Raw genomic sequence first — 11,715 nt, forward strand, 5'->3', positions numbered from 1 at the left:
TCTCCAACCTCAACGACGGCAGGACGTGGTGATCTCCAACCTCAACGAAGTCATTGACAGGCCTTACCGGCGGGCGGCGGGCGGCAGCCCGCGAAAGGTGATGCCGCGTCGGCCGAAAAGCCACGAAAAGTGATGAAGCGTCGGTATTCAGGGAGGGCGCAGAAATTATGCGGAGAGAGACCAAAAACGCCCCGGTCCGCACGGAACCGGGGCGCCTGGCCGCAGCCAATCATCGTTTGGCTGGCCACTGGAGAGTTAAAGCAGGACTACGGGGAAACCAGCACCTCAACGCGCTGGAACTCCTTCAGGTCCGAGTAGCCGGTGGTGGCCATCGAACGGCGCAGCGCACCGATCAAGTTCGAAGCGCCGTCGGCCGTGTGGGCCGGCCCGTGCAGCACCTCGGCCAGCGTGCCGACCGTGCCCATCTTCACGCGGTGGCCGCGCGGCAGTTCCTGGTGGTGCGCCTCGGCGCCCCAGTGCCAGCCCTGGCCCGGGGCCTCGGCCGCACGCGACAGCGCGGCGCCGAGCATGACGGCGTCAGCTCCCATGGCAATCGCCTTGACAATGTCGCCGCTGGAGCCCATGCCGCCGTCGGCAATCACGTGCACATAGCGCCCGCCGGACTCGTCCATGTAATCGCGCCGGGCCCCCGCAACATCGGAGATGGCACTGGCCATGGGCGAGCGGATCCCCAGGGCGCGGCGCGTGGTGGTGGATGCGCCGCCGCCAAAGCCGACCAGCACGCCCGCGGCGCCGGTGCGCATCAGGTGCAGCGCCGGCGTGTAGCCGGCGGCTCCGCCGACAATGACAGGCACGTCAAGCTCGTAGATGAACTGCTTCAGGTTGAGCGGCTCAGTTGTCTTGGACACGTGCTCGGCGGAAACGGTGGTGCCCCGGATCACGAAAATGTCCACGCCGGCGGCGACCACGGTCTTGTAGAACTCCTGCGTGCGCCCCGGCGTCAGCGAACCGGCCACGGTGACCCCGGACGCCCGGATGTCCGCCAACCGCTGCGTGATCAGCTCGGGCTGGATCGGGGCGCTGTAGAGCTGCTGCATGCGGAGCGTGGATTCCGGGTCCACCACGGATCCTTCAAGCTGGGCGATTTCATCCAGGACCGGCTGCGGGTCCTCATAGCGGGTCCACAGGCCTTCCAGGTCCAGCACGCCGAGGCCCCCCAGCCGGCCCAGCGCAATGGCGGTCTCCGGCGACATGACCGAGTCCATGGGCGCGCCAATGACGGGCGTCTCAAACTGGTAGGCGTCGATCTGCCACTTGACGGACACATCCTTGGGGTCGCGGGTCCTTCGGGAGGGCACGATCGCGATGTCATCCAGTGAATACGCACGGCGTCCACGCTTGCCACGGCCAATCTCAATCTCATAAGTCACGCCCCCTAGCCTATCCCAGCCGGGGCCGCGCCCATCAAAGGCAGGGGCCGGCGAGCGCTAGCTGCCCGTCATCAAGGTGCCCATTGCCAGCCGTGCCGTCCGCTCCTCGGCGTCCGCCAAGGCGGCCACGGTTTCGGACATGGCGGCAAAATCGCCGCCTGCGTCAAGTTCAATCAGTGCCGCCAGCCACGTCCAGTGTGCACCAAGTTTCGGGTACTCCCCCGCCGCTTCCAGCCACCTGGACAGAATGACGCCGTCGCCCGCGTCCGCGAGGGGAGCCGCCTCCCGCAGGAATTGGGCATACAACGGGCGCAGCGCCCCCGGCCCGCTGTACCGCTTTCCGGTCAATTGGCGGTGCAGCATGGACATGGCCCCGGCCCGCCGGTCCGGGTCGGCGAAGATCCGGGCCCAGCCCCGCTTGCCCGACGTGTCCCTCAGCCAGGCTGCCCAGGAACGCATGCCGGCCAAGCCAAAGTTCTTTGCGTACCCCGCCGGAATGCCGGGCGGCGCGCTTTCAGACAGCAGCGCCTCCATGGTCTGGGCCACGGCCCCCCGCAGCACCTGGGGCGTCAGCGCGGCGCCCCCATCCCTGCCCGCATCCACCAACACATGGGCCTGCCAGTGCTTGTCCGCCTTGCGCTTCCCCCGAGCCCCGCCCAGCGCGGCCGCACTGATCCGCTCGAGCCGCCCGCCGCCGTCGTCCACCAGATAGGCGTCCCCGTCGCGGGCCACCACTGCGATGTCCATGGAGTCCATGTCGGCCCAGGGTTCCGCCTCCGCCCAGGGAAGCTGGCCGCGGACCACGCGCACGACGGCGGGTGCCCCCGTTTCCAGTGCTGCGTCCAGTCGCGCCTGGGCTAGCCTGGCGCTGCCTGTCTGCTGGATGGACACGGCGGCTCCGCTGCGGGAGAGCATGTTTTCCACGAACGGCCCGGGATGGAAGCGCATGACAACCGATGCCGTGGTCACCTCGGTGTACTCAAAGGTGAACAGCATGAAGCCGATCCCGCCGCCCAAGCCAGCCAGCATGGCTTCCGCAAATGGGGCGCCCGTCATTGGATTGATGGTGCCGGACGCCGCGAATACGCGGGTCCACAGCCCCGAGTCCCAGTGGGAATGGGCTGTCCGGGGAGCATAGGCGGGTGGCATGCGTTGATTGTAGCCGGGAAGCTGCGGGCTGGCGGAAGCCACGGAGAGCTGTCCCCATCGCCTGCGCCGGACCGTGAGATGAGGCAGGCCCCTGGACCACATGCACAGCTTTGGGAAGGAACTTCCGCAATGGATTCAGCAGGACGGGCCGCTAGGCGCCGCATTCCGCGGAAGGGCCGGACGCCGTTGGCGTCGGTTGACGCGCCGTTGCAGGCTTCGGTGCAGGCAACCCAGTGGCCGGGCATTTCCCGGGACATTGGACCGCTGTGACGAAGGACAGGACACCCCGATTGAAGCTGCTTTCCCCTTCGGTGCCGCGGGAGGCATCCAGCCCGGCCGCGGCGGAATACGCCGAACTGCAGGGCAAGGTGGAGCCCCGGCAACGCCGAACGCGTAGAGGTTCACCTATGCTGGAGCCCATGACTGACACCGAATTGCGCATGACCGACCACGAACTGCTCGCGCTGTTGTCCATGACGCCGACGGAATCTGCGGCCACCACGCTGGGCCTTTTCCGGCTGGACCAACACGCCGGCAACGAACTGCTCCACAACGCCGGCCTCACCACGCTGCTGGTTCGCGGACTGGCCGAGGAACAGGGTGGGCGGATCATCCCCGTTGAACGCTGCGCCGTGGTCGGGACAGTGCTTTCTCAAGCCCAGGAATGGCTGGAAATTTCGCTGTCCACGCCGTCCGCGGAGCACGTGCTGTTCATGGCCGGCTCCAACGTTGGCGCCGTGCTGCTGGGGCTGAGCCCCTTCGGCGTGCATGAGATCCAACCCATTGAGTCCGGCCCCGCAATGCTGGCCCTGGGCCTGCATCTGTGCCGTGAATACCTGGTGGGGGCCGCCGAGGGACTGCCCGCCATGGCCACGGTCCGGCGCATTCGAGTGGGCGCCGAGCCCGTCACCGCCCAGCTGGCCGCCGTCGAATCCGGAAACTGGACCCTGCGCACGGGTGGCGAATCCAACCCCGCTGAAGAGGCCGTCTCCGCCGAAACCGCCCTGGACCGGCTCGAAGCAGCCCTCGCCGGGTGACCCCGGCCCGCGCCGGCTGACCCTGCCCGCGCCGAAGTGGCCGGCCCACCGTCGAGGTTGGAGATAACCACCAACCAAGGGCGGTGGTTATCTCCAACCTCGACGAGGGGGCTACTTGCTGAGGTAGTTCGGGGCCTCGACCGTCATCTGGATGTCGTGGGGGTGCGATTCCTTCAGGCCGGCGGCGGTGATGCGGACAAACTTGCCGCGTGCCTTGAGCTCAGCAATGTTGGGCGAGCCCACGTAGAACATGGTCTGGCGCAGGCCGCCCACCAGCTGGTAGGCCACGGAGGACAGCGGCCCGCGGTAGGCCACGCGCCCCTCGATGCCTTCCGGAATGAGCTTTTCGTCTCCCGAGACGTCGGCCTGGAAGTAGCGGTCCTTTGAATAGGACGTGTTTTGGCCGCGGGACTGCATGGCGCCCAGCGAGCCCATCCCGCGGTAGGCCTTGTACTGCTTGCCGTTGACGAACACCGTCTCACCCGGTGATTCCTCGGTGCCGGCCAGGAGTGAGCCGATCATGACGGTGTCCGCACCGGCCACCAGGGCCTTGCCGATGTCGCCGGAATACTGCAGTCCGCCGTCGGCAATCAGGGGCACACCGGCAGGAATGGCCGCCTTGGCGGACTCGTAGATGGCGGTGATCTGCGGAACGCCCACACCGGCCACCACGCGGGTGGTGCAGATGGAGCCCGGGCCAACGCCCACCTTGATGCCGTCGGCACCGGCGTCGATCAGGGCCTGGGCGCCTTCGCGGGTGGCAGCCTGGCCGCCGATGATGTCGACATGCGCGGCAGCCTTTTCGCCCTTGAGGCGGCTGATCATTTCCAGCACGCCCTGGCTGTGGCCGTTCGCGGTGTCGATGAACAGGGCGTCAACGCCGGCCTCAACCAGGGTCATGGCACGCTCGTAGCCGTCACCGAAGAAGCCCACGGCCGCGCCGACCAGCAGGCGGCCTTCGGAGTCCTTGGTGGCCAGCGGGTACTGCTCAGCCTTGGAAAAGTCCTTGACGGTGATCAGCCCGCGCAGCACGCCCGAGGCGTCCACGAGGGGCAGTTTTTCAATCTTGTTCTTGGCCAGCAGTCCCGAGGCCTCTTCGCGGCTGATGCCCACGCGCCCTGTCACCAGGGGCATGCGGGTCATGACGTCCCGCACAAGGCGGGTGGGGTATTCGCTTTCCGGGATGAACACCGTGTCGCGGTTCGTGACGATGCCCACCAGGCGGCCGTCCTTGTCGACGACGGGCAGCCCGGAGACGCGGAAACGGGCGCACAGCTCGTCCAGTTCGGCCAGGGTGGCGTCCGGGCCCACAGTGACGGGGTTGGTGATCATGCCTGATTCGCTGCGCTTGACCAGGTCCACTTCCTCGGCCTGGCGCTGGATGGAGAGGTTGCGGTGAACCACGCCCAAACCGCCCTGGCGCGCCATGGCAATGGCCATCCGGGACTCCGTGACGGTGTCCATGGCTGCCGACAGCAGCGGGGTGGCAACAGTGATCCGCTTGGAAACCCGTGAACTGGTGTCCGCTTCGGAAGGGATGACATCCGTGTGGCCGGGGAGGAGCAGAACGTCGTCATACGTAAGGCCAACAAAGGCGAAGGGATCATGGATTTCAGGCTGGGACACGAAGGCTCCTTGGCGGGGGTAGAACCGGTGGGGTGTGCATCCGATGGCCTGCCCCGTGATTACGGAGCTGGTCTGTGCGTTGTTTACAGTCTAAAACGATTCCAGCACCAGCCCTATTCCATGCCATGGCGGTGCCGTGGGCGCTCTCGTAGACTCATTCCGACACCCGCCTCCACGCAGAAGGACCCCCATGGCCCTGCAACTACGCATTGTTGTCCCTTCCGAGCTGACAGGGGACGTGGTTTCCATTGCCCGCAGCCAAGCGGCCGTGTCGGAAATCACCGTCATGGCGGGCGCAGCAATGCTTCCGGCAGGCGACGTCATTGTCCTGCAGGCCGTGCGTGAAGGCGTGGAGGAGCTGCTGCAAAAACTGCACACGTTGAACATCGCCCAGGTGGGATCCCTCAGCGTCACGGCCCCGGAACTGGTCATCTCCGACCGTCTGGACAAGGCCGAGGGCCAGGTGGCGGGCGACGGTGCCGACGCCATCATTTGGGATGAGGTGGAGCAGGACACCAGCGACGATTCCAAGCTGACGTGGAGCTACCTGGCATTCCTGGCCATTGCCGTCCAGCTGGCGGGCATCGGCATCGTCACCGATTCCACGATTGCCATTGTGGGCGCCATGGTGGTGGGTCCGGAGTTCGGTCCGCTGGCCGGCCTGGCACTGGCCATCGTGGACAGGCGGTGGAAGCTGGCGCGCCGTGCCGCGGCGGCCCTGTGCCTTGGCTTCCCCGTGGCAATGCTCCTGGCGGCACTGGCCACGGCGGCCTCCGTTTGGCTGGGCCTATTCAGCCCCGCCGACGTACTCGGTGCAAACCGGGCCACGGAATTCATTTACCATCCCGGCCCTTATTCGTTCATTGTGGCGGTCCTGGCAGGCGCGGCGGGCATGCTGTCGCTGATCGGCAAAAAGTCCGCGGCCCTGGTGGGGGTTTTCATCTCCGTCACCACCGTGCCTGCGGCGGGCTATGTGGCAGTTGCGCTGGTGCTCGGCGAGCCCGGCAGGGCTGCCGGTTCCGCGCTGCAATTGCTTCTGAATGCGGCCGGCATTGTCCTCAGTGCCGCCCTGGTGCTGCTCGGCTACCGCCTTGCACGACGGCGGCGCCCGGCACCCACGCGGTACTCGGCCGCACATGCGCGGGCCGCCATTGGTGGCGTGGGTTCCCGCAGCGCGTTCCGGCGTTGACGCAAAAATGCCACCGTTCCCGATTTTTGCACCCGATGGAACGGGCGCGAAAAGCGGGAACGGTGGCAGATTAGGAAAAGCCGGCCAGTGTTAGTGGCTGTGGCCTGCTTCTGCATCCTCGGCGGGCTTCTCCGTCACGAGCACCTCGGTGGTGAGCACCAGGGCCGCGATGGAGGCTGCGTTGCGCAGTGCCGAACGGGTGACCTTGACCGGGTCAATGACGCCGGCGTCGACCAGGTTGCCGTATTCGCCGGTGGCCGCGTTGAAGCCGAAGCCAGCTTCAAGCTCGCCCACCTTGTGGACCACAACGTAGCCGTCGTGGCCTGCGTTCTGGGCAATCCAGCGCAGCGGCTGGGCCACTGCCTTGCGGACCAGCTCGATGGCCGTTGCGGAATCGCCTTCCAGGGCGGCAACCGTGGGGTCCTCGTCGAGGGCCTTGGCTGCCTGGACCAGTGCGGAACCGCCACCGGCCACAATGCCCTCTTCCAGGGCGGCACGCGTTGCGGACACGGCGTCCTCAATGCGGTGCTTCTTTTCCTTCAGCTCAACCTCGGTGGCTGCGCCAACCTTGATCACGCCGATGCCGCCGGCCAGCTTGGCCAGGCGTTCCTGGAGCTTTTCCTTGTCCCAGTCGGAGTCGGTGCGCTCAAGCTCGGCGCGCAGCTGGGCCACGCGGGCGGCCACGTCTTCGGTGGTGCCGGAACCGTCCACGATGGTGGTGGTGTCCTTCGTGACCGTGATGCGGCGGGCCGTGCCCAGCACCTCAAGGCCAACCTGGTCCAGGGACAGGCCGATCTCCGGGGAGACAACCTGGGCACCGGTCAGGATCGCGATGTCCTGGAGCATTGCCTTGCGGCGGTCGCCAAAGCCGGGAGCCTTGACGGCAACAACGTTCAGCGTGCCGCGGAGGCGGTTGACGATCAGCGTGGACAGTGCCTCGCCGTCGACGTCCTCGGCAATGATGAACAGCGGCTTGCCGGCAGCCAGGGCCTTTTCCAGCAGCGGCAGGAATTCCTGCAGGCTGGAGATCTTGCCCTGGTTGATGAGGATCAGCGCATCTTCCATGACGGCTTCCTGGCGTTCCGCGTCGGTGACGAAGTACGGGGACAGGTAGCCCTTGTCGAACTGCATGCCTTCGGTGAGGACCAGCTCGGTGGACGTCGTCGAGGATTCCTCGATGGTGATGACGCCGTCCTTGCCGACCTTGTTGAAGGCCTCGGCGAGCAGGTCGCCGATTTCCTGGCTCTGGGCGGAAATGGCGGCAACCTCGGCCACCTGTCCACCCTCCACCGGGCGCGCATTCTCCAGCAGGCGCTTGGCGATGGCCTCAACCGCCACCTGGATGCCGCGCTTGAGCTCGCCGGGAGCCGCACCCGCGGCAACGTTGCGCAGGCCTTCCTTGACCAGTGCCTGTGCCAGCACGGTGGCCGTGGTGGTGCCGTCGCCGGCCACATCGTTGGTCTTCGTGGCGACTTCCTTGGCCAGCTGTGCACCAAGGTTCTCGTAGGGGTCTTCCAGCTCCACCTCGCGGGCGATCGTGACGCCGTCGTTGGTGATCGTGGGGGCGCCCCACTTCTTGTCCAGCACTACATTGCGTCCACGCGGGCCGAGGGTCACCTTGACGGTGTCGGCCAGCTTGTCGATGCCGGCCTCGAGGGCCTTGCGTGCGCTGTCATTAAATACAAGCTGCTTTGCCATGCGTTTGTCCTTTCACGTAAAGGCCCCGCGGCGTGACCGTGTTCGGTCCCGGTCGCGGGGCAGTTACAAAAGTGGTTACTTGACGACGATGGCGAGCACGTCGCGGGCCGAAAGCACCAGCAGCTCTTCGCCGCCGGTCTTTACTTCGGTTCCACCGTACTTGGAGTAGAGGACGACGTCGCCGACGGCAACATCGATCGGGACGCGGTTGCCGTTGTCATCAACGCGGCCGGGGCCCACTGCCACAACTTCGCCCTCCTGGGGCTTCTCCTTGGCAGTGTCCGGGATAACCAGGCCGGAGGCGGTGGTCAGCTCTGCTTCGAGCTGGCGGACAACAATACGATCCTCAAGAGGCTTAATAGAGACCGACACTCGGATCTCTCCTTTGCGTGAAATTTCCATGGATGACTGGCGAACCTTGCGGCCATGCTTGCAGATCCCAACCGTCGTCGCGGTGCCGGCTGTGACCACATGGCCAAAGAGTTCTTTAGTTAGCACCCTCGGGGTGGGAGTGCTAACACTGACTCTATTGACTTGGTTAGCACTCGGTCAAGGCGAGTGCCAGCATTTCGCCAAAATGAACGACGCCGGAGGGCCGGGTTTCGCTGTTGGCGCACCCCCCGGGCGGCATCCAGCCCCGCGGCACCCTTGCCGCCGGCGGCGGGTGGTGCAAGCATGACACCCATGAACCCCGGTGCGCCGCCCATCCTTGTCCGCAAGCTGAGCAAGTCCTATGGCGGCGCAAACGCCGTGGACGGCATCAGCTTTGAGATCCAGGAAGGGGAAACCTTCGCGCTGCTGGGCCCCAACGGCGCGGGCAAGAGCACCACCATAGAAATTCTGGAGGGCTACCGCGACCGCAGCAGCGGGGAAGTTTCAGTGCTGGGCGCCGACCCGGCGCATGCCGGCCTGGACTGGAAGGCAAGGCTGGGGATTGTGCTCCAGTCCAGCGGGGAGAGCGGAAACGTCACCGTGCTGGAGCAGCTCACGCACTTCGCCCGCTACTACCCCAATCCACGCAGCGTCGGTGAGGTCATCGAGGCCGTGGGGTTGGCAGGGAAGGCGAAAACGCGGATCAGCAAGCTTTCCGGCGGCCAGCGGCGGCGCGTGGACGTGGCACTGGGTATCATCGGCCGCCCCGAACTGCTGTTCCTTGACGAACCCACCACGGGCTTCGACCCGGAAGCCCGGCGCCAATTCTGGGCGCTGATCGACCAGCTCAAGGCCGAGGGCACCACCATCCTGCTCACCACCCACTACCTGGACGAGGCCGCCACACTGGCGGACCGCGCAGGGGTGATTGTGGGCGGGAAGCTGGTGGACATCGGCGGCATCGACGACAGTGGCGGGGCCCAGGCCAAGGTGCCGATCGTGCGGTGGCGGCAGGACGGCGTCGTGCATTCACAGCGCACCGCGGAACCATCGGCGCTGGCGGCACGGCTGTACGCGGAGGCAGGCGGCGAGGTGGAGGCCCTTGAAATCAGCCGGCCCAGCCTTGAGGACATTTACCTAAACCTGGTGGGTGCGGGGGCTGTCGCGGATCCTGCGGACCAGGAAGTGGAAGCATGAGGACGCTGCGCCTGGGCTGGTTCCGCATCGGCTACGAGCTGCGGCTGTACTTCCGCCAGGGCGATTCGGTCTTTTTCACCTTCCTGTTCCCCATCCTGATGCTGTCCGTGTTTGCCGTGGCTTTCAGCACCAGCCCCAACATTGGGGCGCCCCCGGACGGCAGCGGCGGCATCACCTGGGCGGCGTTTTACGTCCCCGGCATGGTGGCGGCGGGCATGCTGCTCAGCGGCGTGCAGAACCTGGGCGTGGACATTGCCGGCGAAAAGGGCGACGGCACGCTCAAGCGCCTGGGCGGCACTCCCCTGCCGGTGTTTTCCTACTTCTGCGGCAAGATCGGCATGGTCCTGGCCAGCTCCGTCCTCCAGGTCACCCTGTTGCTGCTGGTGGCCCGCTTCGCGTTCAACGTGCCCATGCCGCAGGGCGCGGACAAATGGTTCACCTTTGCGTGGGTGTTCCTGTTCGGGGTCATCACCAGCTGCGTGCTGGGCATAGCACTGTCGGCCCTGCCCCGCACCGGCAAGTCGGCCACGGCCGTGGTGATTCCAATAGTGCTGCTGCTGCAATTCATCTCCGGCGTGTACCTGAACTTTGCGCAGCTGCCGGGCTGGCTGCAAAATTTTGCCAGCATCTTCCCGCTGAAATGGATGGCGCAGGGCATGCGGGCCGTTTTCCTGCCGCAGTCCTTCGAGGCCATGGAGCCCAGCGGTGCCTGGAACCTGGGGCTCGTGGCGCTGGTCATGGGCGTGTGGCTGGTGGCGGGGCTGCTGCTGTGCCGCTTCACGTTCCGCTGGATCCGCAGGGACGGCTGAGCCGCGGGACCGGGCCCGCGGGGCGGCTACGCTTGATCCATGGCCCAAGACGTTATCTCCCCCCTCCTGACCGTTGCAGGCTGGGAGCTGCTGTCCTCCCTGGGCCCCTACCGCGAGGCCGATTCCCTCAAGCTCAATGAGGCGCTGCGGAAGGCCGGGCACGCCCCCGAGCTGGTGGCGGCGGCCCTGACCCAGTCCCGTTTGCGTGCCAAGGCGGAGGACAAGTTTGGCGAGTTTGCCCACCAGATGCTCTTCACCCAGGCCGGGCTGGAGCAGGCCACACGGCTGAACATCGCAGCGCTGCACGCGCAGAGATTTACGACGGCGGGAATCACCTCCGTGGCGGACCTGGGCTGCGGGATCGGGGCCGATTCGCTGGCCATGGCCAGCCTTGACCTGCAGGTCACGGCGGTGGAGATGGACGAGGTCACGGCAGCGTGCACTACGGTCAACCTGATGCCGTTCCCACGCGCCACAGTGGTTTGTGCGCTGGCCGAGGACGTGGACCTCGACGGCATTGACGGGGTCTGGCTGGATCCCGCCCGGCGCACCACCAGCACCTCCGGCACCACCCGGCTGTTTGATCCGGAGGCATTCTCCCCGCCGCTTTCCTTCGTTGAGCGCCTGGCGGATTCCGGCAAGGCGGTGGGGGTGAAGATGGGCCCGGGCATCCCGCACGAGGCCATCCCGGAGACCGCCGAAGCCCAGTGGATATCCGTCAATGGCGACGTGGTCGAGGCGGGGCTCTACTTCAACCAGCTGGCCCGGCCGGGCGTGCGCCGCGCGGCCCTGGTGATCGGCGCGCACGGCTCCGCCGAGCTCAGCAGCGCGGTGCCCTTCGACCCGGCGCACCAGAACGCCGAAACCGGTCCCCTGGCCGGCTACCTCTACGAGCCCGACGGCGCCGTGATCCGCGCGGGGCTCGTGGCCGACCTGGCCCGCACCATGGGGGCGCACCTGGTGGACGAACACATCGCGTACCTATGCTCGGAGGAATTCTGCGACACGCCCTTTGCCCGGGCCTACAAGGTCCTGGAGGTTCGGCCCTTCAACGTCAAGGCACTCAAGAGCTGGGTCAAAGCGAACCGGATTGGCGTGCTGGACATCAAGAAGCGCGGAGTGTCCACCACCCCCGAGGAGCTGCGCCGGCAGCTGCTGACAGGATCAGGCAAGGGCCCCAACAAGGCCACGCTGGTGCTGACCCGGATCGGGGACGACAGGGTGGCCGTGGTGGTTGAGCCCCACTC

Annotated in this window: 10 protein-coding genes; 5 read left to right on the forward strand and 5 right to left on the reverse strand. The window is 66.5% G+C overall.

Going from position 1 to position 11,715, the window contains the following annotated elements; translation table 11 throughout:
• Positions 1-266: 266 nt before the first annotated feature.
• Both LPN03_RS19660 and LPN03_RS19665 read right to left on the reverse strand, forming a co-directional pair.
• The gene (locus tag LPN03_RS19660) at positions 267-1,391 is read right to left on the reverse strand and encodes a GuaB3 family IMP dehydrogenase-related protein (protein WP_165181076.1); all 1,125 of its coding nucleotides are present in this window, start codon (positions 1,389-1,391) and stop codon (positions 267-269) included.
• A 57-nt stretch (positions 1,392-1,448) separates the two neighbouring features.
• Positions 1,449-2,540: a BtrH N-terminal domain-containing protein gene (locus LPN03_RS19665; RefSeq protein ID WP_262455597.1), complete on the reverse strand. Its 1,092-nt coding sequence runs from the start codon at positions 2,538-2,540 to the stop codon at positions 1,449-1,451.
• Positions 2,541-2,959: 419 nt separating this feature from the next.
• Here LPN03_RS19665 and LPN03_RS19670 point away from each other — a divergent pair, with 419 nt between their 5' ends.
• Entirely contained in the window at positions 2,960-3,577 is a 618-nt protein-coding gene (locus LPN03_RS19670; protein ID WP_262455598.1) for a hypothetical protein, read from the forward strand.
• Positions 3,578-3,688: 111 nt separating this feature from the next.
• Here the strand turns inward: LPN03_RS19670 and guaB are convergent, their stop codons facing one another.
• A complete protein-coding gene (guaB, locus tag LPN03_RS19675; protein WP_262455599.1) occupies positions 3,689-5,203 on the reverse strand; it encodes an IMP dehydrogenase in 1,515 nt (504 codons plus the stop codon).
• A gap of 190 nt (positions 5,204-5,393) precedes the next feature.
• Between guaB and LPN03_RS19680 the strand changes: the two genes are divergently transcribed.
• On the forward strand, positions 5,394-6,392 hold the full coding sequence (locus LPN03_RS19680; protein ID WP_262455600.1) for a DUF389 domain-containing protein: 999 nt from the start codon (positions 5,394-5,396) through the stop codon (positions 6,390-6,392).
• Between the two features lie 90 nt (positions 6,393-6,482).
• Here the strand turns inward: LPN03_RS19680 and groL are convergent, their stop codons facing one another.
• Both groL and groES read right to left on the reverse strand, forming a co-directional pair.
• The gene (gene groL, locus LPN03_RS19685; protein ID WP_262455601.1) at positions 6,483-8,090 is read right to left on the reverse strand and encodes a chaperonin GroEL; all 1,608 of its coding nucleotides are present in this window, start codon (positions 8,088-8,090) and stop codon (positions 6,483-6,485) included.
• Between the two features lie 75 nt (positions 8,091-8,165).
• Entirely contained in the window at positions 8,166-8,462 is a 297-nt protein-coding gene (gene groES, locus LPN03_RS19690) for a co-chaperone GroES (RefSeq protein ID WP_165183436.1), read from the reverse strand.
• Between the two features lie 312 nt (positions 8,463-8,774).
• On the opposite strand from groES, the gene LPN03_RS19695 reads away from it, so the two are divergent.
• The 3 genes from LPN03_RS19695 to LPN03_RS19705 all read left to right on the forward strand — a co-directional run.
• Complete coding sequence (locus LPN03_RS19695) at positions 8,775-9,659, forward strand: ABC transporter ATP-binding protein (protein WP_262455604.1); 885 nt, start codon at positions 8,775-8,777, stop codon at positions 9,657-9,659.
• Entirely contained in the window at positions 9,656-10,468 is an 813-nt protein-coding gene (locus tag LPN03_RS19700) for an ABC transporter permease (protein WP_262455602.1), read from the forward strand. The genes LPN03_RS19695 and LPN03_RS19700 overlap by 4 nt, the downstream gene beginning before the upstream one ends.
• A 39-nt stretch (positions 10,469-10,507) precedes the next feature.
• Positions 10,508-11,715, forward strand: a 1,208-nt coding sequence (locus LPN03_RS19705; RefSeq protein WP_262455603.1) for a THUMP-like domain-containing protein, incomplete at its 3' end; no start/stop codon positions are given.

The organism is Arthrobacter sp. A2-55, from assembly GCF_025548615.1.
In the GTDB taxonomy this organism is placed as follows: Bacteria; Actinomycetota; Actinomycetes; order Actinomycetales; family Micrococcaceae; genus Specibacter; species Specibacter silviterrae.

Coding starts and splice junctions, on each gene's coding strand:
- LPN03_RS19665 (WP_262455597.1), bottom strand. CDS start 2,540: ATGCCACCCGCCTATGCTCCCCGGACAGCCCATTCCCACTGGGACTCG.
- LPN03_RS19700 (WP_262455602.1), top strand. CDS start 9,656: ATGAGGACGCTGCGCCTGGGCTGGTTCCGCATCGGCTACGAGCTGCGG.
- LPN03_RS19670 (WP_262455598.1), top strand. CDS start 2,960: ATGACTGACACCGAATTGCGCATGACCGACCACGAACTGCTCGCGCTG.
- LPN03_RS19695 (WP_262455604.1), top strand. CDS start 8,775: ATGAACCCCGGTGCGCCGCCCATCCTTGTCCGCAAGCTGAGCAAGTCC.
- groL (WP_262455601.1), bottom strand. CDS start 8,090: ATGGCAAAGCAGCTTGTATTTAATGACAGCGCACGCAAGGCCCTCGAG.
- LPN03_RS19680 (WP_262455600.1), top strand. CDS start 5,394: ATGGCCCTGCAACTACGCATTGTTGTCCCTTCCGAGCTGACAGGGGAC.